Source organism: Pseudomonas songnenensis, from assembly GCF_003696315.1.
Lineage (GTDB): Bacteria > Pseudomonadota > Gammaproteobacteria > Pseudomonadales > Pseudomonadaceae > Stutzerimonas > Stutzerimonas songnenensis.
Map to the genome: position 1 here is coordinate 616,625 of NZ_RFFN01000001.1, position 20,521 is coordinate 637,145.

15 protein-coding genes and 2 tRNA genes are annotated in these 20,521 nt (G+C 63.0%); 14 read left to right on the plus strand and 3 right to left on the minus strand.

Annotation, left to right across the window (positions count from 1 at the left end; genetic code table 11):
* Positions 1 to 7 precede the first annotated feature (7 nt).
* Positions 8 to 1,084 (minus strand): tRNA epoxyqueuosine(34) reductase QueG, encoded by a 1,077-nt coding sequence (queG, locus tag EA798_RS02810; RefSeq protein ID WP_122097980.1) that lies wholly within the window; start codon positions 1,082 to 1,084, stop codon positions 8 to 10.
* 75 nt (positions 1,085 to 1,159) lie between these two features.
* Between queG and EA798_RS02815 the strand changes: the two genes are divergently transcribed.
* The 11 genes from EA798_RS02815 to EA798_RS02865 all read left to right on the plus strand — a co-directional run bounded on the left by EA798_RS02815 (position 1,160) and on the right by EA798_RS02865 (position 14,126).
* A complete protein-coding gene (locus EA798_RS02815) occupies positions 1,160 to 2,650 on the plus strand; it encodes an NAD(P)H-hydrate dehydratase (protein ID WP_122097981.1) in 1,491 nt (496 codons plus the stop codon).
* Positions 2,638 to 3,108, plus strand: a complete 471-nt coding sequence (gene tsaE, locus EA798_RS02820) for a tRNA (adenosine(37)-N6)-threonylcarbamoyltransferase complex ATPase subunit type 1 TsaE (RefSeq protein ID WP_106157546.1) — start codon at positions 2,638 to 2,640, stop codon at positions 3,106 to 3,108. The genes EA798_RS02815 and tsaE overlap by 13 nt, the downstream gene beginning before the upstream one ends.
* Before the next feature lie 17 nt (positions 3,109 to 3,125).
* Positions 3,126 to 4,541 (plus strand): N-acetylmuramoyl-L-alanine amidase, encoded by a 1,416-nt coding sequence (locus tag EA798_RS02825; protein WP_106158802.1) that lies wholly within the window; start codon positions 3,126 to 3,128, stop codon positions 4,539 to 4,541.
* Positions 4,538 to 6,415, plus strand: coding sequence for a DNA mismatch repair endonuclease MutL (gene mutL / locus EA798_RS02830; protein ID WP_122097982.1), 1,878 nt, complete (start codon positions 4,538 to 4,540; stop codon positions 6,413 to 6,415). Before EA798_RS02825 ends, mutL begins: the two co-directional genes overlap by 4 nt.
* Positions 6,416 to 6,496: 81 nt before the next feature.
* Positions 6,497 to 7,468 carry a tRNA (adenosine(37)-N6)-dimethylallyltransferase MiaA gene (gene miaA / locus EA798_RS02835; protein ID WP_122097983.1) on the plus strand — a complete coding sequence of 324 codons (972 nt, stop codon included), beginning with the start codon at positions 6,497 to 6,499 and terminating at the stop codon, positions 7,466 to 7,468.
* Between the two features lie 92 nt (positions 7,469 to 7,560).
* Positions 7,561 to 7,815 carry an RNA chaperone Hfq gene (gene hfq / locus EA798_RS02840; protein WP_003283098.1) on the plus strand — a complete coding sequence of 85 codons (255 nt, stop codon included), beginning with the start codon at positions 7,561 to 7,563 and terminating at the stop codon, positions 7,813 to 7,815.
* Positions 7,816 to 7,826: 11 nt separating this feature from the next.
* Positions 7,827 to 9,128: a ribosome rescue GTPase HflX gene (hflX, locus tag EA798_RS02845; RefSeq protein WP_122097984.1), complete on the plus strand. Its 1,302-nt coding sequence runs from the start codon at positions 7,827 to 7,829 to the stop codon at positions 9,126 to 9,128.
* Positions 9,129 to 9,226: 98 nt separating this feature from the next.
* The gene (hflK, locus tag EA798_RS02850) at positions 9,227 to 10,405 is read left to right on the plus strand and encodes an FtsH protease activity modulator HflK (RefSeq protein WP_015275633.1); all 1,179 of its coding nucleotides are present in this window, start codon (positions 9,227 to 9,229) and stop codon (positions 10,403 to 10,405) included.
* Positions 10,405 to 11,271, plus strand: coding sequence for a protease modulator HflC (gene hflC / locus EA798_RS02855; protein ID WP_015275634.1), 867 nt, complete (start codon positions 10,405 to 10,407; stop codon positions 11,269 to 11,271). Before hflK ends, hflC begins: the two co-directional genes overlap by 1 nt.
* Before the next feature lie 282 nt (positions 11,272 to 11,553).
* Positions 11,554 to 12,741 carry an ATP phosphoribosyltransferase regulatory subunit gene (locus tag EA798_RS02860; RefSeq protein ID WP_122097985.1) on the plus strand — a complete coding sequence of 396 codons (1,188 nt, stop codon included), beginning with the start codon at positions 11,554 to 11,556 and terminating at the stop codon, positions 12,739 to 12,741.
* Between the two features lie 89 nt (positions 12,742 to 12,830).
* Positions 12,831 to 14,126 carry an adenylosuccinate synthase gene (locus tag EA798_RS02865; RefSeq protein ID WP_122097986.1) on the plus strand — a complete coding sequence of 432 codons (1,296 nt, stop codon included), beginning with the start codon at positions 12,831 to 12,833 and terminating at the stop codon, positions 14,124 to 14,126.
* Positions 14,127 to 14,280: 154 nt separating this feature from the next.
* Here the strand turns inward: EA798_RS02865 and EA798_RS02870 are convergent.
* Positions 14,281 to 14,367 (minus strand) — tRNA-Leu (locus tag EA798_RS02870).
* 116 nt (positions 14,368 to 14,483) lie between these two features.
* Positions 14,484 to 14,570 (minus strand) — tRNA-Leu (locus EA798_RS02875).
* Between the two features lie 204 nt (positions 14,571 to 14,774).
* Here EA798_RS02875 and rnr point away from each other — a divergent pair.
* From rnr to EA798_RS02890, 3 genes are all read left to right on the plus strand, one after another.
* Positions 14,775 to 17,276, plus strand: coding sequence for a ribonuclease R (gene rnr, locus EA798_RS02880; RefSeq protein ID WP_122097987.1), 2,502 nt, complete (start codon positions 14,775 to 14,777; stop codon positions 17,274 to 17,276).
* Positions 17,273 to 18,028: a 23S rRNA (guanosine(2251)-2'-O)-methyltransferase RlmB gene (gene rlmB, locus EA798_RS02885; protein ID WP_122097988.1), complete on the plus strand. Its 756-nt coding sequence runs from the start codon at positions 17,273 to 17,275 to the stop codon at positions 18,026 to 18,028. The genes rnr and rlmB overlap by 4 nt, the downstream gene beginning before the upstream one ends.
* 174 nt (positions 18,029 to 18,202) lie before the next feature.
* Complete coding sequence (locus tag EA798_RS02890) at positions 18,203 to 20,371, plus strand: PAS domain-containing protein (RefSeq protein WP_122097989.1); 2,169 nt, start codon at positions 18,203 to 18,205, stop codon at positions 20,369 to 20,371.
* Positions 20,372 to 20,521: the final 150 nt, after the last annotated feature.

The window sequence follows — 20,521 nt, forward strand, 5'->3', positions numbered from 1 at the left end:
TGGTGACTCAGTCGGACTGGCGCTGGGCATGCTTCGCCAGCGCCCATTCGACATGCTCGCGTACCAGCTCCGACGGATCGTCGCGGCGCGCCTGGAGCGCTTCCAGCACCGGGATGCTTGACGGCGCGTTACCCAGGCCGACCGCGAGATTGCGTAGCCAGCGCTGGTAACCGGCGCGGCGCAGCGGCGAGCCTTCGGTGCGGCTGAGAAATTCTTCTTCTGTCCAGCGGAACAGCGTCGCCAGCTCGGCGTTGTCCAGGCTGTGGCGCGGCTGGAAGTCGCTTTGCTCGGTAGGGCGGGCGAAGCGGTTCCACGGGCAGACGATCTGGCAATCGTCGCAGCCGAACACGCGGTTGCCGATCTTGTCGCGCAGCTCGATGGGGATCGCGCCTTTCAGCTCGATGGTGAGATAGGAAATGCAGCGCCGCGCATCCAGCAGCCGTTCGCCGACGAAAGCCTCGGTGGGGCAGACGTCCAGGCAGGCGTGGCAGCTGCCGCAATGATCGCGGGTCGTCGGTTCGTCGACCGGCAACGCGATATCGACGAACAGCTCGCCGAGAAAGAACCAGCTGCCGGCCTTGCGGTTGAGCAACAGGGTGTTCTTGCCGATCCAGCCGAGCCCGGCCTGTTGCCCGGCGGCCTTCTCCAGCACCGGTGCGCTGTCGACGAAGGCGCGAAAGCCGAACGGGCCGACCACCTGCTGGATGCGCTCGGCGAGCTGCTGGATGCGTTTGCGGATCAGCTTGTGGTAGTCGCGGCCCAGCGCGTAGCGCGACACATAGGCCTTCTCCGGGGCGGCCAGCTGCTGGGTCATGCGCGTGTCGCCGGGCAGGTAGTCCATGCGCAGGGAGATCACCCTGAGGGTGCCCGGCACCAGTTCGTCCGGTCGTGAGCGCTTGCTGCCGTGGGCGGCCATGTAGTCCATCTCGCCCTGATAGCCGGCCGCCAGCCAGGCGTCGAGGTGCGCTTCGTGCTCGCCGAGGTCAACATCGGTGATGCCGACCTGCTGAAAGCCGAGCTCGCGGCCCCACTCCTTGATGGAGGTGGCGAGGGCGGCGGGATCTGGAAGAGCTTGGCTGGACATCGGGAGAGTAGGGCGGCTTGGCGGGCGGGTGCGTATAATTCTGCCAGACATTCCACCGCGATGATCCCTGCTCCGATGACCGATTCCCTGCCCGTCGCTCTGTATACCGCCGCTCAGGTGCGCGAACTCGATGCGCGTCTGATCGCCGCCGGCACGCCCGGTTTCGAATTGATGCAGCGTGCCGCCCACGCCGCGTGGCGTGCACTGCGTCGGCGCTGGCCCGATGCGGGTGCCGTCACTGTGCTGGCCGGGCGCGGTAACAATGCCGGCGATGGTTATCTGCTGGCGGCACTGGCGCAGCGCGCCGGCTGGCAGGTTCGCGTGCTGGCGGTGGGCGATTCGCAAGCGCTGCAAGGCGATGCCGCCCAGGCCCTGGCCGAGGCACGGGCAAGCGGCGTGGTCGTCGAGCCCTGGCACTCCGAGGCGCCGCTGCAGGGCGTGCTGGTGGATGCGCTGCTGGGCACCGGCATTGCCGGTGACGTGCGCGAGCCCTATGTCGCCGCGATCGAGGCAATCAATGCCAGCGAATTACCGGTGCTGGCCATCGATCTGCCGTCCGGCCTCTGTGCGAACAGCGGGCGGGTCTTGGGACACGCGGTGCGCGCCGATCTCAGCGTCACCTTTATCGGCCTCAAGCTCGGCCTGTTTACCGCAGATGGGCCTGATCGCGTCGGCAGCCTGGTGTTCGACGATCTGCAGGCCGATCCGGCGATCGTCGCGCAGGTGGCGAGCGAGGCCGTGCGCCTGGACCACGGCGCGCTGCCGCGCGTCGCGCCGCGCTCGCGGGTGGCGCACAAGGGCAGCTTCGGCCAGGTGCTGGTGATTGGCGGTGATCTGGGAACCGGCGGCGCTGCACTGCTTAGCGCCGAGGCGGCGTTGCGCTGCGGTGCGGGCATGGTGACGCTGGCGACCCGGCCAGAGCACGTCACTGCCTCGTTGGTGCGCTGCCCGGAAATCATGTGCAGTGGTGTCGAGTCGACTTATGGCTTGACGGCGCTGGTCGAGCGCGCCGATGTGCTGGTGGTCGGCCCGGGGCTCGGTCAGGCGCCCTGGGGCCGCAGCCTGCTTTCGCTGACGGCGCAGCGGGATCTGCCGCAGGTGTGGGACGCCGATGCGCTGAACCTGCTGGCGAACGGCGCCGTCGAACTGCCGTCTGGCAGCCTGATCACGCCGCATCCGGGCGAGGCCGCGCGGCTGCTGCAATGCTCGGTGGCTGAAGTCCAGGCTGATCGCCCGGCGGCGGTGCGCGCATTGGCGCACCGTTATACCTGCGTGGCGCTGCTCAAGGGAGCCGGTACGCTGATCGCCGCACCAGATGGCCGGCTCGCACTGTGCGATCGTGGTCATCCTGCCATGGCCAGCGCCGGCCTCGGTGATGTGCTGGCGGGGGTGCTCGGCGCCCTGCTTGCGCAAGGCCTGGCTCCATTCGATGCGGCTTGCCTGGGCGCCTGGCTGCATGCCGCCGCCGGCGAACGTATCGGCCAGCAAGGCCGGGGCCTGGCTGCCAGTGATCTGATTCCCGTGATCCGTCAGTTGCTCGAGGAGCAGTCGCCATGCCTGAAGTGAATCTGTATGCCGAGGATGAGGCTGCCATGCTCGCGGTCGGCGCGCGCATCGCCCGGGCAACCGGCGGTCGTGGCGTGATCTATCTGCACGGTGACCTCGGTGCGGGCAAGACCACCTTGTCGCGCGGCCTGATTCGCGGCTTCGGCCATGAGGGCAAGGTCAAGAGCCCGACCTTTACCCTGGTCGAACCTTATGAGCTGGGCGATGTGCAGGTTTTCCACTTCGACCTGTATCGCCTGGTCGATCCCGAAGAGCTGGAGTTCCTCGGTATCCGCGACTACTTCGAAGGCAACGCGCTGTGCCTGATCGAGTGGCCGGAGCGCGGGGCCGGCATTTTGCCAAAGGCCGACATGGACATTACCATTGCACCGCATGAGGCCGGCCGTACGCTGCGCCTGTCGCCCCACACTGCGCGGGGTGAAGCCTGGTGTGTCGCCCTGACCGACGGAGAGCTATGAATAACATGGGTTTGGGTATGCGCATTCGCACCTTTATTGGCGGCCTGGCGCTGTTGCTGATGGCAACGGACCTGTTGGCGGCCAGCGATGTGCAGAGCGTGCGCCTGTGGCGCGCGCCGGACAACACCCGCCTGGTGTTCGATCTGTCCGGACCGGTCGAGCACAAGATCTTCACGCTCACCGCACCCGATCGGCTGGTCATCGACGTGACTGGCGCCACGCTCAAGGCCGAACTCGACAAGCTCGCGCTGCAGAACACGCCGGTCGCCTCTCTGCGCGCCGGCCAGCACGACGCAAACACGCTGCGGGTGGTGGTCGACTTGCACGCGCCGGTCTCGCCGAAGAGTTTCAGTTTGGCGCCCAATCAGCAGTACGGTCACCGGCTGGTGGTCGATCTGTTCGATCAGGCCACGGCCGCCCGCGCCGCGACCCAGCCGCCGGTCACCGCTACGCCTGCCACGCCTGCCGCTCCTGTTTCGCCAACCCTGCCGGCGGTGAAGCTGCCGGCTACGGGCGGCAGCAAGCGCGACATCGTGATCGCTATCGACGCCGGCCACGGCGGCGAGGACCCGGGCGCTATCGGTCCTGGCAAGGTCTACGAGAAACACGTGGTGTTGCAGATTTCCAAGGAACTGCAGCGTCAGATCAACGCTGACAAGGGCTTCCGTGCCGAGTTGGTGCGCACCGGCGATTACTTCATTCCTCTGCGCAAGCGTACCGAGATCGCCCGCAAGAAGGGCGCCGATCTGTTCGTCTCGATCCATGCCGACGCCGCGCCGCGCTCGGCGGCGTACGGCGCCTCGGTGTTCGCCCTGTCTGACCGCGGTGCTACCTCTGAAACCGCGCGCTGGCTGGCCGACAGCGAGAACCGCTCCGACCTGATTGGCGGTGCCGGAAACGTCAGCTTGGGCGACAAGGATCAGATGCTCGCTGGCGTGCTGCTGGACCTGTCGATGACCGCCTCGCTGTCCTCAAGCCTGAATGTCGGGCAGAAGGTGCTGAGCAACATGGGCCGCATCACGCCGCTGCACAAGCGGCGCGTCGAGCAGGCCGGCTTCATGGTGCTGAAGTCGCCGGACATTCCGTCGATCCTGGTCGAGACCGGCTTTATCTCCAATCCGTCGGAAGCCAAGAAGCTGCAGACCTCCAGCCATCAGCAGGCGCTGGCGCGCTCGATTCACAGTGGCGTGCGGCAGTTCTTCCACGAGAATCCGCCACCGGGCACCTATGTCGCCTGGCTGCGTGATTCCGGCAAGATAGCCGCCGGCCCGCGCGAGCATGTCGTGCGCTCGGGTGAGAGCCTGGCGCTGCTTGCCCAGCGCTATCAGGTCAGCCTGGCTGCGTTGCGCAGCGCCAACAGTCTGAGCAATGACGTGATCAAGGTCGGCCAGACGCTGAATATCCCCGCCACCACGCTGGCTTCCCAGCCATGACCGATACTCCGCGCATCCAGCTGCTCAGTCCGCGGCTGGCGAACCAGATCGCCGCCGGTGAGGTGGTCGAGCGCCCGGCGTCGGTGATCAAGGAGTTGCTGGAAAACAGCCTGGACTCCGGCGCCACTCGCATCGAGGTGGACGTCGAACAGGGTGGGGTCAAACTGTTGCGGGTGCGCGACGACGGCTGCGGCATACCGCCGGATGACCTGCCGCTGGCCCTGGCGCGCCATGCCACCAGCAAGATTCGCGATCTGGAAGATCTCGAACGGGTCATGAGCCTCGGCTTTCGTGGCGAGGCGCTGGCCTCCATCAGCTCCGTCTCGCGTCTGACCATGACCTCACGCACCGCCGATGCCAGCGAAGCCTGGCAGGTGGAAACCGAAGGCCGCGAAATGGAAGCGCGGGTGCAGCCGGCTGCCCATCCGGTGGGCACATCGGTGGAAGTGCGTGATCTGTTTTTCAACACACCGGCGCGGCGCAAGTTTCTGCGCACCGAGAAGACCGAGTTCGATCACCTGCAGGAGGTGATCAAGCGCCTGGCGCTGGCGCGTTTCGATGTGGCCTTTCACCTGCGTCATAACGGCAAGGCGGTGCTGGCACTGCATCAGGCGAGCGATGACGCGTCGCGTGCGCGACGAGTGGCTGCGGTTTGCGGACCGGCTTTCCTCGAGCAGGCGCTGCCCATCGAGATCGAGCGTAACGGCCTGCGCTTGTGGGGTTGGGTCGGCCTGCCGACCTTCTCGCGTAGCCAGGCCGATCTGCAGTATTTCTACGTCAACGGCCGCATGGTCCGCGACAAGCTGGTTGCGCACGCCGTGCGCCAGGCATACCGCGACGTGCTGTTCAATGGCCGGCACCCGACCTTCGTACTGTTTCTCGACGTCGATCCGGCGGTGGTGGATGTCAACGTGCACCCCACCAAGCATGAAGTGCGTTTCCGCGACAGCCGCATGGTGCATGACTTCCTCTACGGCACGCTGCACCGCGCACTGGGCGATGTGCGACCCGAGGATCAACTGGCCGCGCCGGCGAGCGTGGCGCCGATGACCCAGGTTTCCGGACTGGCGGCGGGTGAGTTCGGCGGGCAGAACGAAATGAGTCTGGCTGCCAGCGTGCTCGAACGGCCGCAGGGCGAGACACCCGCCTGGCGGGGTGCGGGGTTGGGCTATCAGGCGCCACGCCCGGCGTCGGCCGGCTATACCGCCGAGGCCCAGGGTGCATATCGGGAGTTCTTTACGCCCCTGCCCGAAAGTGGTCCCGCGGCATTGCCGGCCAGCCAGGATGACGTGCCGCCACTGGGGTATGCGCTGGCGCAGCTCAAGGGGGTCTATATCCTCGCCGAGAATGCCCAGGGCATGGTGCTGGTGGACATGCATGCCGCCCATGAGCGCATCACCTACGAGCGGCTGAAGACCGCGATGGCCAGTGAAGGCCTGCGCGGACAGCCGCTGTTGGTGCCCGAATCCGTCGCGGTCAGCCAGCGGGAGGCGGACTGTGCCGAGGAGCACGGGCTGTGGTTCCAGAAACTGGGTTTCGAACTGCAGCGCCTCGGTCCGGAAACCCTGGCGATCCGGCAGATTCCCTCGTTGCTCAAGCAGGCCGAAGCCACCCAGCTGGTGCGTGATGTACTCGCTGACCTGCTGGAGTACGGCACCAGCGATCGCATCCAGGCGCATCTCAACGAGCTGCTGGCGACCATGGCCTGCCATGGCGCGGTACGCGCCAATCGCCGCCTGACGCTGCCGGAAATGAACGCCTTGCTGCGCGATATGGAACACACCGAGCGCAGCGGGCAATGCAACCATGGCCGCCCGACCTGGACTCAGCTGGGCATGGACGAACTGGACAAGCTGTTCCTGCGAGGTCGCTGATCCGGCTCCGGACGGCAGGCCGTGCTTGCGACCTGTCGCCCGCCACTGGAAACTATGCGGCCACGCCTGCCGAGCCCGCCGATGTCTTTTCTGCCTCCCGCCATCTTTCTCATGGGTCCCACCGCATCGGGCAAGACCGACCTGGCGCTGGAACTGGCGCGCGTGCTGCCCTGCGAGCTGATCAGCGTCGACTCGGCGCTGGTCTATCGTGGCATGGACATCGGCACCGCAAAGCCGTCGCCTGAAGTATTGGCAGAGTTCCCGCACCGCCTGGTGGATATTCTCGATCCGGCCGAGAGCTACTCGGCTGCCGAGTTCAGTGCCGATGCGCTGGCCGCCATGGCTGAGATCACTGCGGCGGGCCGCATTCCGCTACTGGTCGGCGGTACCATGTTGTATTTCAAGGCGTTGCAGGATGGTCTTGCCGATATGCCGGCGGCCGACCCCTTGGTCCGCGCCGACCTGGAGGCACTGGCCGCCGCCGAAGGACTGCAGGCACTGCACCACCAGTTGGCGCAGGTCGATCCGGAGTCGGCTGCACGCATTCATCCCAACGATCCGCAGCGGTTGGTGCGTGCGCTGGAAGTCTATCGGGTCAGCGGCCTGACCATGAGTGAGCACCGTGCCCGACAAAGGTCGCAAAAAGCCGCCGCAGACGCGCCGGGCTCGGGAGTCTTGCCTTATACTGTCGCGCAACTGTGCATCGCCCCTGCGCAACGCCATATCCTGCACGAGCGTATCGAGAGCCGTTTCCGGCACATGGTTGAACAGGGATTCGTCGAAGAGGTCGAAGCCCTGATGCGCCGCGGTGATCTGCATCCCGGAATGCCGTCGATGCGTGCGGTCGGTTATCGTCAGGTCTGGGAATATCTGGACGGATCATCGATCCGAGAGCAAATGGTGGAGCGCGGCATCATCGCAACTCGGCAGCTGGCCAAACGGCAGTTCACCTGGTTGCGCAGTTGGGGGGAGGTGCACTGGCTGGACAGTTTGTCCCGCGACAATCTGCCGCGCGCATTGAAATACCTGCAATCGCTCTCCATATTGAGCTGACACTGCGAATTGACCGTCTATTCTCAACACGTGGATCGTCGGTTGTACTTTTAGAACACTAATGAAAACAGATCCTCTAAGGAGTGCGGCACATGTCAAAAGGGCATTCGCTACAAGACCCTTACCTCAACACACTGCGTAAGGAACGCGTTCCGGTTTCCATCTATCTGGTAAACGGCATCAAGCTGCAGGGCCAGATCGAATCCTTCGACCAATTCGTCATTCTTCTGAAGAATACAGTCAGTCAGATGGTCTACAAGCACGCCATTTCCACCGTCGTTCCGGGCCGTCCAGTGCGCCTGCCGACCGCTGGCGATGCCGAGCAATCCGAGTCGGGCAACGACTGAGGTAGGTTTCCTTGTTCTTCGAACGTCCCGGTGGTGGTGAGCGGGCTATCCTGGTGCACCTGGACGGCCAGGACCCCGCGGCACGCGAGGACCCACAGGAGTTCCAGGAGCTGGCGCGTTCTGCCGGCGCCGAAACGGTCGGCTTCGTCAATGTCTCTCGGCATCAGCCGTCCGCCAAGTTCCTCATCGGCAGCGGCAAGGTCGAAGAGCTGCATGACCTCGTCAAGGATGGCGAGGTCGAGCTGGTGATCTTCAATCACACCCTCACGCCCAGTCAGGAGCGCAACCTCGAGCGCGCGCTTGAATGCCGTGTGCTGGATCGTACCGGTCTGATTCTGGATATCTTCGCTCAGCGTGCCCGCACCCATGAGGGCAAGCTGCAGGTCGAGCTGGCTCAGCTCGAGCACATGAGCACGCGACTGGTACGCGGCTGGACCCACCTCGAGCGCCAGAAGGGCGGCATCGGCCTGCGCGGCCCGGGTGAAACCCAGCTGGAAACCGACCGCCGACTTTTGCGTGTGCGTATTCGTCAAATCAAGCAGCGCCTGGAAAAGGTCCGCGGGCAGCGCGAGCAGGCTCGGCGTGGTCGGCGTCGCGCCGATATTCCCTCGGTATCGCTGGTCGGTTACACCAACGCCGGAAAGTCCACGCTGTTCAATGCACTGACCGAGTCCGATGTTTACGCGGCGAATCAGCTGTTCGCCACGCTGGACCCGACGCTGCGTCGACTGGAGCTCGACGATGTCGGTCCGGTGATTCTGGCTGATACCGTGGGGTTCATCCGCCATCTGCCCCACAAGCTGGTGGAATCGTTCCGGGCAACGCTCGAAGAATCCAGCAATGCCGATTTGCTCCTGCACGTCATCGATGCACACGAGCCGGAGCGCGATCAGCAGATCGAGCAGGTACTGGCTGTGCTCGGCGAGATCGGTGCCAACGAATTGCCGATGCTCGAGGTCTACAACAAGGTTGATCTCATGGAGGGTATCGAGCCGCAGATCCAGCGTGATGCCGATGGCAAACCGCAGCGGGTCTGGGTGTCGGCACGTGACGGGCTGGGTCTGGATCTTGTGCGCCAGGCGATCGCCGAATTGCTGGGCAATGACCTGTTCGTCGGAACGCTGCGCCTGCCGCAGCGACTCGGGCGGCTGCGTGCGCAGTTCTTCGAGCTGAGCGCTGTGCAGCGCGAGACCCATGATGAAGAAGGCGGCAGCCTGCTGGAAGTTCGCTTGCCGAGAATCGAATTGAATCGCTTGATCAGCCGCGAAGGGTTGCGGGTGGACGAGTTCATCGAGCAACACACTTTGCAATAAAGCCTCCGCTGGCAATTTTGCCGGTGGTTCGGGGCTTTCTGTAGCATTGGCGGGCGTGCCGTGGGCGCGCCTTTAGCTTTATTTGAATGGAGAGCGCTATGGCTTGGAATGAGCCGGGTGGCAACTCGAACAACCAGGATCCCTGGGGCAGTGGTGGTGGTGGTCGTCGCGGTGGCGGCGGCGACCAGAAAGGCCCGCCGGACCTCGATGAGGCTTTCCGCAAGCTGCAGGACAGCCTGAACGGCATGTTCGGCGGCAAGAAGCGTGGTGGTGGCAGCAATTTCGGTGGCAGCGGCAAGCGTGGCGGCTTCGGCTTGGTCTGGGTTGCCCTGGTCGTTCTGTTGGCGGTATGGCTGTTCAATGCGATCTACATCGTCGACGAGCAGGAGCAGGCAGTCGTGCTGCGCTTCGGCAAGTATCACGAGACGGTAGGGCCGGGCCTGAACATCTACTTCCCGCCGATCGATCGCAAGTTCCAGGAGAACGTCACCCGCGAGCGCTCGTACAGCAAGCAGGGGCAGATGCTCACCGAGGATGAGAACATCATCGAGGTGCCGCTGACCGTTCAGTACAAGATCAGCAATCTGCAATCGTTCGTGCTCAGCGTCGATCAGCCCGAAATCAGCCTGCAGCATGCTACCGACAGTGCCGTACGCCACGTGGTGGGTTCGACCGCAATGGATCAGGTGCTGACCGAAGGTCGTGAGGTCATGGCTGGGGAGGTCAAGGAGCGCCTGCAGCGGTTCCTCGACAACTATGGCACTGGCATCGTCGTCACCCAGGTCAACCTGCAGAGTGCGGCAGCGCCGCGTGAAGTGCAGGAAGCGTTCGATGATGTGATCCGCGCACGCGAAGACGAGCAGCGCGAGAAGAATCAGGCCGAGTCTTACGCCAATGGCGTGATTCCCGAAGCCCGCGGTCAGGCCCAGCGCATGCTGGAAGAGGCCAGTGGTTATCGCGACGCGGTAATCTCGCGTGCCACGGGTGAGGCTGATCGCTTCAGCAAGCTGGTCGCCGAGTATCGGAAGGCGCCGGAGGTCACTCGTGAGCGTCTGTACCTGGAAACGATGCAGGAAGTCATGAGCAATACCAGCAAGGTCATGGTCAGTGGCGACGGGGGGCAGAACCTGCTCTATCTGCCGCTGGACAAGATGATCAACAGTCGCGGTGCAAGCACGCCAGCGCCTGCCGGCGTTGCTTCGGGTGCCGCAACTCAGGGCACTCGTCTGCCGCCGGAGCTGGATCCGCGTGAAGTTCGTACAAGGGAGAGTCGCTGATGAGCAATAAATCCCTTACGGCGTTGATCGTGGGTGTGGTCGCTGCGATCGTACTGTGGAACAGTTTTTACATCGTCTCGCAGACCGAACGTGCGGTATTGCTGCGCTTCGGCCGTATCGTCGAGCCTGACGTGAAGCCTGGCCTGCACATGAAGATTCCGTACGTGAACTCGGTGCGCAAGTTCGATGCGCGACTGCTGACGCTGGATACGACCACTTCGCGCTTCCTGACGCTGGAGAAGAAGGCGTTGATGGTCGACTCCTATGCCAAGTGGCGTGTGGATGATGCCGAGCGCTTCTATACCGCGACCTCGGGTGTGAAACAGATTGCCGATGAGCGTCTGGCGCGCCGTCTGGAAGCCGCGCTGCGTGACCAGTTTGGTAAGCGCACGCTGCACGAGTCGGTATCCGGTCAGCGTGACGAGCTGATGGCTCAGGTCACCACCAGCCTCAATCGCGCAGCACAGCAGGAGCTGGGCATAGAAGTGGTTGACGTGCGGGTCAAGGGTATCGACCTGCCACGAGAAGTGAACCGCAGCGTATTCGAGCGGATGAGTTCCGAGCGCGAACGCGAGGCTCGTGAGCACCGCGCCAAGGGTAAGGAGCTTGCCGAAGGTATCCGTGCGGATGCTGATCGTCAGCGGCGGGTTCTGCTGGCCGAGGCGTTCCGCGAGGCCGAAGAGCTGCGCGGTGATGGCGATGCCAAAGCGGCTGCGATCTACGCCTCCGCATACGGACAGGACCAGGAGTTCTACGCCTTCCACCGTAGCCTGCAGGCCTACCGCGAAAGCTTCTCCAGCAAGGAAGATGTGCTGGTGCTCGATCCGAAGAGCGACTTCTTCCGTTATCTGGAAAGCAGCAAGTAGCGCTTCATGGCCACCTGAACGGCTTTCCCGGCGGCGCGCGAGTGCCGCCGGGTGACCGGTAGGGAAAAGATTGCTATGATCCGCCGGCCGGGAAAATCCCGGCTTTTTTGCGTCTGTGCCCTTGAGGTCGCAGGCTATCCCAGGCATGCAGCGGTCATGCCGACCCCTGAGGGGCATGGCTCGGATGCCATGATCGAATACAACTGCACGCGACCGAAGGCCAGCCAAGGCTGTTGCCACGGTTTTCGTCTGGGCTTACCGGAACGAGAGGTGATTTCGCGAATGGCAACGGTAGACCGCTGGCTTTTGCCAGATGGCATCGAAGAGGTGCTGCCGCCCGAGGCGGCGCGTATCGAAACGGCACGTAGACGCGTGCTGGACCTGTTCCAGCGCTGGGGCTACGAGCTGGTCATCACCCCGCATGTGGAGTTTCTCGAGTCGCTGCTCACCGGTTCCGGGCAGGATCTGGATTTGCGTACCTTCAAGGTCATCGATCCGCTTTCCGGTCGGCAGATGGGCCTTCGTGCCGATATCACACCGCAGGTGGCTCGTGTCGATGCGCATACCTTGCGTCGAGAAGGCCCGAGCCGTCTGTGTTACGCCGGCAGCGTACTGCATGCCAAGCCGCAGGCCCTTTCCACTTCGCGCAGTCCGATTCAGTTGGGTGCCGAGTTGTATGGCGACGCGTCTGCATCCAGTGACATCGAGGTGATCAGCCTGATGTTGGAGATGCTTGAGCTGGCCGATGTTCCGGACGTGCACATGGATCTCGGTCATGTCGGCATTTATCGCGGTCTGGCCAAGGCTGCCGGCCTGAATGGTGACTCCGAGCAACGCCTGTTCGATGCGTTGCAGCGCAAGGCGATGGACGAGATCGCCGAGCTGACCGCTGCGCTCGAGCCTGCTCTGGCTAATATGCTGCGTGCGCTGGCGCGACTGTGCGGCGGACGCCAGGCGCTCGATGAAGCTCGTGAGGCGTTGACGGGTGCGCCGGCTGAGGTGCAGGCAGCGCTGGAAACCCTGGTTCTGATCGCTGATCAGCTGGCAGCGCGTTATCCGGATGTTCCGCTGTATTTCGATTTGGGCGAACTGCGTGGCTATCACTACCATACTGGAGTGGTGTTCGCGGTATTCGTGCCTGGCGTCGGTCAGTCGATCGCTCAGGGCGGGCGTTATGACGATATCGGTGCCGATTTCGGTCGTGCACGTCCGGCGACGGGATTTTCCACGGATCTGAAAACCTTGGTCAGCCTGGGTAACGCGGATCTCTCGACGCCTGTGTCGGGCATCTGGGCGCCGCATGTCGATGAGCCTGGTTTGTGGGGTGCGATTCGCGAATTGCGACGTCAGGGTGAGCGCGTGGTGCAGGCGCTCGAAGGTCAGTCGCAGGCTGATGCCGCACCGCTGGGCTGTGATCGAAAGTTGCTGTTGAGTAATGGTGTCTGGACGGTGGCCTCGCTGGCGTCCTGAAGGTTGCGGCGCCGCACCGCGGTGCCGGCCAGGTTTCGATTATCGCCGGTTGCGACCGGCACATGCTTCGCCGAAGAGGACAAAGGGTTATGGGTAAGAACGTCGTGGTCCTGGGCACCCAGTGGGGTGATGAGGGCAAGGGCAAGATCGTCGATCTGCTGACCGATCAGGCGGCTGCGGTCGTGCGTTACCAGGGCGGCCACAATGCCGGTCACACCCTGGTCATCGACGGTGAGAAGACCGTATTGCACCTGATTCCGTCCGGCATCCTGCGCGACAACGTGCAATGCCTGATCGGTAATGGCGTAGTGGTCGCTCCCGATGCGCTGTTGCGTGAGATCACCAAGCTGGAAGAGAAAGGTGTACCGGTGCGCGAGCGCCTGCGCATCAGCCCTTCCTGCACGCTGATCCTGCCTTACCATGTGGCCCTGGATCAGGCGCGCGAGGCTTCGCGCTCGGAAGGCAAGATCGGTACCACTGGGCGTGGCATCGGTCCGGCGTACGAAGACAAGGTTGCGCGTCGGGGTCTGCGCATTGCTGACCTGTTCAATCCGGAGCGTTTCACGGTCAAGCTGCATGAGTTGCTGGAGTATCACAACTTCGTGCTGCAGAACTTCTACAAGGTAGAGCCGGTTGATTTCCAGAAGACCCTCGACGAAGCTCTCGGTTATGCGGAAATCCTCAGGCCGCTGATCACCGACGTTACTGCCCGTCTGCACGAGCTGCGCAAGCAGGGTGCCTGCATCATGTTCGAAGGTGCGCAGGGTTCGCTGCTGGACATCGACCACGGTACCTATCCGTACGTGACCAGCTCCAGCACGACCGCCGGCGGCACGGCGACCGGTTCCGGTTTCGGTCCGCTGTATCTGGATTACATCCTGGGCATCACCAAGGCCTACACCACCCGCGTCGGTTCCGGTCCGTTCCCGACCGAGCTGTTCGACGATGTTGGTGCTCGGCTGGCCGAGCGTGGGCACGAGTTCGGTTCGACTACCGGCCGTGCGCGGCGTTGTGGTTGGTTCGATGCGGTCATTCTGCGTCGCGCCATCGAGATCAACAGCATCTCCGGCATCTGCCTGACCAAGCTCGATGTGCTCGATGGGCTGGAAACCATCCGGATCTGTGTCGGCTACAAGGACCGCAACGGAGACGTGCTCGTCGATGCGCCTACTGACGCCGACAGCTACGATGGTCTGCAACCGGTCTACGAAGAAATGCCGGGCTGGAGCGAATCGACCGTTGGTGCGAAGACGCTCGATGAGCTGCCTGCCAATGCTCGCGCCTATATCAAGCGCCTTGAGGAGCTGGTCGAGGCGCCGGTAGATATCATTTCTACCGGCCCTGACCGCAACGAGACCATCGTGCTACGTCATCCATACGCCTGATCAACGGGCTCTGGCTGCAGCAAAAGACCGCCCGAAGGCGGTCTTTTGTTTTGCGGCTGGTTGGGCCCGGATAGGGTGAGCGCTTTGAGGCTGCTGGTCGGTTTGGCGCTGAAACGAAAAAACCGAGCCAGAGGCTCGGTTTTTTCTTGAAGAGTGGTGCCCAGGAGAAGACTCGAACTTCCACGGTGTTGCCACCGCTAGGACCTGAACCTAGTGCGTCTACCAATTCCGCCACCTGGGCACATTGCGATGATTGCTCATCGACTTTTTTGCCGTTTCACCGATCAGATCGGCCGAAGTCGGCTTCTTCGTCTTGCATGAGACTCGCCAGCTTTCGGCGGGTTTCATTTGAATAAGTGGTGCCCAGGAGAAGACTCGAACTTCCACGGTGTTGCCACCGCTAGGACCTGAACCTAGTGCGTCTACCAATTCCGCCACCTGGGCACGAGAAACGATGATACTTGGCCGTTTCCGTGTTACAACGTCTACCAGACATTGTGGGCGCGAACTATACGGCTGAGGTTTGGCCTTGTAAACCCCTGATGCCGAAAAATAATTCGCATCAAAGCTGCCGTCCGGCGGCGATTCGCGCTTCAATAGAAAAAGGGCGTTCTGCCTCTATAAATGAATGAAAGGTGACATCTCTTAATGGCCGATTGGCAATCCCTCGATCCCGAGGCCGCTCGTGAAGCGGAAAAGTACGACAACCCTATTCCCAGTCGCGAGCTGATTCTCCAGCATCTCGGTGAGCGCGGCTCGCCGGCCGCCCGCGAAGAGCTGGTTGAAGAGTTCGGGCTTGTGTCCGAAGAAGATATCGAAGCGCTGCGTCGCCGTCTGCGGGCGATGGAGCGTGATGGTCAGTTGATCTACACCCGGCGTGGCACCTATGCCCCGGTGGACAAGCTGGACCTGGTCTGTGGTCGCGTCAGTGGTCATCGTGATGGTTTCGGATTTCTGATTCCTGACGATGGCAGCGACGATCTGTTTCTCTGTCCCGCGCAGATGCGCCTGGTTTTCGACGGTGATCGCTGTCTGGCACGTGTAGCCGGCCTGGATCGGCGCGGGCGCCGCGAAGGTGCCATCGTTGAAGTGATCAGCCGCGCGCACGAAAGCATCGTCGGTCGCTACCACATCGAAAGCGATGTGGGTTTCGTCATTCCCGATAATCCGAAGATTCAGCAGGAAGTGCTGGTGACGCCGGGCCGCGCGCTCGACGCCAAACCAGGCCAGTTCGTCGAGGTGAAGATCACTCACTGGCCGACTCAGCGCTTTCAGCCGCAGGGCGACATTGTCGAGGTGATTGGCAACTACATGGCCCCGGGTATGGAGATCGACGTCGCGCTGCGCAGCTTCGATATCCCGCATGTCTGGCCGGAAGCGGTGCTGAAGGAGGCTTCCCGCCTCAAGCCCGAGGTGGAGGAGAAGGACAAGCACAAGCGCGTCGACCTGCGCCATCTGCCATTCGTCACCATCGATGGTGAGGATGCGCGGGACTTCGACGATGCGGTCTACTGCGAGAAGCCGGGCGGGTGGAAGCTGCTGACCGGCGGGTTCCGTCTGTATGTGGCCATTGCCGATGTTTCGCACTACGTGAAAGTCGATTCGGCGCTCGACAAGGAGGCGGTGGTCCGCGGCAACTCGGTGTACTTCCCCGAGCGCGTGGTGCCGATGCTGCCCGAGGAGCTGTCCAACGGCCTCTGCTCGCTGAATCCCCACGTCGATCGACTGGCCATGGTCTGCGAGATCACCCTGAGCAAGTCGGGGAAGATGACCGACTACCAGTTCTACGAAGCGGTGATTCATTCTCACGCACGGCTGACCTACAACAAGGTCAGCGCGATGCTGGAGCAGCCCAAGTCTGCCGAAGGCAAGCGACTGAGCGCCGAGTATGCCGAGGTACTACCGCATCTCAAGCAGCTCTATTCGCTGTACAAGGTGCTGCTCAAGGCGCGCCACACCCGCGGAGCAATCGACTTCGAAACGCAGGAAACACGTATCGTCTTCGGCAGCGATCGCAAGATCGCCGAGATCAAGCCCACCGAGCGCAACGATGCGCACAAGCTGATCGAAGAATGCATGCTGTGCGCCAACGTCGCGACGGCCGCGTTCCTGCAGAAACACGAAATCCCGGCGCTCTATCGTGTTCATGATGCGCCGCCGCTGGAGCGCCAGGAAAAGCTGCGTGCGTTTCTGGGCGAGCTGGGGCTCTCGTTGCACAAGGGCAAGGAAGGTCCGACGCCCAAGGATTATCAAGCGCTGCTGGAGCAGATTCAGGGGCGTCCGGATTTTCATGTGATCCAGACCGTCATGCTGCGCTCGCTGAGTCAGGCGGTGTACAGCGCGGAGAATCACGGACACTTCGGCCTGAACTACGAAGCCTACGCGCATTTCACCTCGCCGATCCGGCGCTATCCGGACCTGCTGGTGCATCGTGCCATTCGCAGTGTCATTCGTTCCCGTCGCGACACGCCGCACGTGCGCCGTGAAGGCGCCACCAGCATGCCCAAGGCGCGTATCTATCCGTATGACGAAGCGGCGCTGGAGCAGCTGGGCGAGCAGTGCTCGATGACCGAGCGGCGCGCCGATGAAGCTACCCGTGACGTCACCAACTGGCTCAAGTGCGAGTTCATGAAGGATCGCGTCGGCGAGACCTTCCCTGGTGTAATTACAGCGGTGACCGGCTTTGGCCTGTTCGTCGAGCTGACCGATATCTATGTGGAAGGGCTGGTGCACGTCACGGCGATGCCGGGCGATTACTACCACTTCGATCCGTTGCACCATCGCCTGTCCGGCGAGCGCAGTGGGCGCAGCTTCCGTCTTGGTGACAGCGTCGAGGTGCGCGTCATGCGCGTCGACCTGGATGAGCGCAAGATCGATTTCGAGCTGATTGCAGGCGGTACCAAATCGGCCCCGGGTCAGCGCGATGGCGAGGGGCGTGGTCGCGAGCCTGGCAATGCCGATGTACGCAAGAGTCGCGAGCTGAAGAAGGCTCTGCTGGACGAGGCCAAAGGGGGGCGCAAGGGCAAGGGTGAGAAGTCGGCCGCTGGCAAGTCCCGCTCGGGCTCCGCGAAGCCCAAGTCTGCCGCCAGGTCGGGTGACAAGCCGTCCGCTGCCAGCGGTGGCCCCAGAAAGCGCAAGGCCAAGTCATGAGTCAGCTGGAGAAGATCTACGGCTTGCACGCCGTGGAAGCGCTGTTGCGCCATCACCCGAAGCGGGTCAAGCAGGTCTGGCTGGCCGAGGGGCGTGGCGATCCGCGTGTGCAGGTGCTGATCGAGCTCGCCGCACAGGCGCGTGTGAGTGTCGGGCAGTGCGAGCGCCGCGAGATGGACGCCTGGGTCGAAGGCGTCCATCAGGGCGTGGTCGCCGATGTCAGTCCAAGCCAGGTCTGGGGTGAGGCGATGCTCGAGGAGCTGCTCGATCGCGCCGATGGGCCACCATTGCTGCTGGTGCTCGATGGAGTGACCGATCCGCACAATCTCGGCGCCTGTCTGCGCACTGCCGATGCCGCGGGTGCGCTGGCCGTGATCGTGCCGAAGGATAAATCGGCAACACTCAACGCCACCGTGCGGAAAGTGGCCTGCGGGGCGGCGGAAGTGATTCCCCTGGTTGCCGTGACCAACCTTGCGCGCACCCTGGAGAAGTTGCAGCAGCGCGGTCTGTGGGTCGTCGGGACAGCTGGAGAATCTGAGCAGTCGCTTTACGATCAGGACCTTACCGGGCCCATCGTTCTCATCATGGGGGCAGAGGGTCGCGGTATGCGGCGCTTGACCCGTGAACACTGCGATTACCTGGTGCGCCTGCCGATGGCGGGAAGTGTCAGCAGTCTGAACGTCTCGGTGGCGACCGGTGTTTGCCTGTTCGAGGCCTTGCGTCAGCGCAAGGTCGCCAAGGCCGCTAGCTGATTCCAGCGTGGTCGCGCCGCCCTCCTGAAACCGATTGATCTTTTTGTGGTCAATCGGTGTCCCAGGCCCGTCCGCCGGATAGCGGCTTCCCGTCATATTGCTTGAGCGCTCCGGGTGCTGTCGGAGCCTTGCTGAGTTCGTTACGCGGCGTCAGGCTCGTACCATGGAGGTTGTATGCAGCAGCGCCCGTCTTTCGAAAGCCTGTTCCGGCTTTCCCCGAACGCCTATGTCCTGCTTGATCGCGATCTGGTCATCCTGGACGCCAATGCAGCTTATCTCGCGCTGACCGGGCGCAAGCTGAAGGAGATCCAGGGGCAGCGCCTGCATGAGGCGTTCGCCGCCGATCCGCTCAGTCCAGAAACGACCCGGGTGCAGGAATTGCTCGATTCCTTTGCACGTGTTCTCAGTCGCAAGGCTGTCGATACGCTGCCGGTGATCCGTTACTCCATCGCGCGGCAAACGCCGCTTGGCCCGGTTTACGAGGATCGTTACTGGAGCGCCACGCATACCCCGATCCTGGACGAGCAGGGGGAGGTGGCGGCGATTCTGCAGCACACCTCGGATATCACTGAGCTACAGGCGATCAAGGATTCGTTGAGTCAGGCGGCTGGCGGGCGCCAGCCCGTGCAGCAGCTGGAGCAGAGCGTCATGTCACGGGCGAAGCTGCTGCAATCGGAAGGCGAGCAGTTGCGGCGTTTGTTCGCCCAGGCCCCCGGGTTCGTCTGTTTTCTGCGAGGCCCGCGGCACGTCTACGAGCTGGTGAATGATGCCTATCGGCAGGTCACCGGCCACCGTCAGCTACTGGGCAAGACGATTCGCGACGGCTTGCCGGAGATCGAGGGGCAGGTCCTGATCGGCTTGCTCGATGACGTCTATCGGACCGGTCAGCCGTATATCGGCAAACGCGTGTCGCTGTTCCTCAAGCGGCAGCCGGGTCGGGAGCCCGAAGAGGTGATTCTCGACTTTGTACTGCAGCCAATCTTCGAAAACGACGGCAAGGTGATCGGTATCTTCGTTCAAGGACAGGACGTCACCGACCAGCAGCGCAACGAGACGGAGCTGCGCCGCTATCGCGATCATCTGGAAGAGCTGGTGCGCGAGCGCACGCTGGCGCTGCAGCAGAGCGAGGCTGAGCGACAGATGACCGAACAGGCGCTGCTCCAGGCTCAGCGTCTGGAGGCGGTGGGCAAGCTGACCGGCGGCATCGCCCACGATTTCAACAACATGCTGCAGATCATCGGCGGCAACCTGCAGCTGTTGCGGCGCAGTCTAGGTGGTGACGAAACCGCCGCGCGCCGGCTGGACTCTGCTGTCAGTGGGGTCGAGAAGGGCGCGCGTCTTGCGTCGCAACTACTCGCCTTTGCCAGTCGCCAGCCATTGCTTCCGCAGCAGGTGCATCTGCCGGACCTGCTTGAGCAGATGCATGAGTTGCTCAACGGTGCCCTGGGTTCGGCCGTGCAGCTCGAACTGCAGGTGTTGGGTCAGCCGTGGCCGGTATTCGTGGATGTCGGCAACCTGCAGAGCGTGGTGCTGAATCTTGCTGCGAACGCGCGTGATGCGATGTCCGGTGGCGGTCGCGTCGTGCTGCGCCTGGAGAATCGCCTGCTGGGCGCAGACGTTCCGGTCGGTCAGGGGGGTGACTATGTGTTGCTCAGCGTGATCGATGAGGGGAGCGGCATGACCGAGGATGTGCGCGCCAGGGCATTCGAGCCGTTCTTCAGTACCAAACAGAACAGCAATGCTTCCGGTCTCGGCCTGAGCATGGTCTATGGCTTCGTCAAGCAGAGTGGTGGCTTCGTCACCCTGGAGAGTGGCGAGCAGGGCGGCACGGCCGTGCATGTTCACTTGCCGCGCCACGTGGAAGGCGAGCAGCAGCACTCGGGTGTGGGCGGCGACGCTGCAGTCGAGCTGATCCCGGATCAGGCTGACACCTCTCCCGCGGCTGCTGAGTCGGGCGCGGACTCAGAGGATGGCAGCCTTCGGATTCTCTTCGTCGAGGATGACCCTACGCTGCGCATGCTGACCGGGGAAGTGATGATGGAGCTCGGTCACCAGGTCGTTGCCAGTGAGACGGCGGAAGAGGCGCTGGAAATTCTCGAGCAGCAGCCGTTCGATGTACTGCTGACCGATGTCGGCCTGGCTGGGATGAGCGGAATCGATCTGGCGCGCGAAGCCGGTACGCGTCAGCCGCTGCTGTCATTGGTGATCGCTTCGGGCTATCCGGTCAATGCGTCGGACGTCGGGCTCGATCGACTGCGTACCATGCTCAAGCCGTACGATATTCATCAGGTTCGCGAGTTGCTTGACGGCATTCGCGCCGAGCGTGCCGCGCTGCACGTCTGAGATGCGCTGGGCTGGTTAAATATTCACCAGTTTGCCTTGCGCCACTGTCGGCCCTTCTCTAGAATGGCGCCCCTTGCCTGGATGGCAGGCGTTTGCGCGCCTTTCTGCAAGCAAGACAACAAGTCATTCACTCCTTGCCTGACCGCATCG

Coding starts and splice junctions, on each gene's coding strand:
- EA798_RS02890 (WP_122097989.1), top strand. CDS start 18,203: ATGCAGCAGCGCCCGTCTTTCGAAAGCCTGTTCCGGCTTTCCCCGAAC.
- EA798_RS02815 (WP_122097981.1), top strand. CDS start 1,160: ATGACCGATTCCCTGCCCGTCGCTCTGTATACCGCCGCTCAGGTGCGC.
- EA798_RS02865 (WP_122097986.1), top strand. CDS start 12,831: ATGGGTAAGAACGTCGTGGTCCTGGGCACCCAGTGGGGTGATGAGGGC.
- hflC (WP_015275634.1), top strand. CDS start 10,405: ATGAGCAATAAATCCCTTACGGCGTTGATCGTGGGTGTGGTCGCTGCG.
- queG (WP_122097980.1), bottom strand. CDS start 1,084: ATGTCCAGCCAAGCTCTTCCAGATCCCGCCGCCCTCGCCACCTCCATC.
- hfq (WP_003283098.1), top strand. CDS start 7,561: ATGTCAAAAGGGCATTCGCTACAAGACCCTTACCTCAACACACTGCGT.
- mutL (WP_122097982.1), top strand. CDS start 4,538: ATGACCGATACTCCGCGCATCCAGCTGCTCAGTCCGCGGCTGGCGAAC.
- hflK (WP_015275633.1), top strand. CDS start 9,227: ATGGCTTGGAATGAGCCGGGTGGCAACTCGAACAACCAGGATCCCTGG.
- EA798_RS02825 (WP_106158802.1), top strand. CDS start 3,126: ATGCGCATTCGCACCTTTATTGGCGGCCTGGCGCTGTTGCTGATGGCA.
- tsaE (WP_106157546.1), top strand. CDS start 2,638: ATGCCTGAAGTGAATCTGTATGCCGAGGATGAGGCTGCCATGCTCGCG.
- rlmB (WP_122097988.1), top strand. CDS start 17,273: ATGAGTCAGCTGGAGAAGATCTACGGCTTGCACGCCGTGGAAGCGCTG.
- rnr (WP_122097987.1), top strand. CDS start 14,775: ATGGCCGATTGGCAATCCCTCGATCCCGAGGCCGCTCGTGAAGCGGAA.
- EA798_RS02860 (WP_122097985.1), top strand. CDS start 11,554: ATGGCAACGGTAGACCGCTGGCTTTTGCCAGATGGCATCGAAGAGGTG.
- miaA (WP_122097983.1), top strand. CDS start 6,497: ATGTCTTTTCTGCCTCCCGCCATCTTTCTCATGGGTCCCACCGCATCG.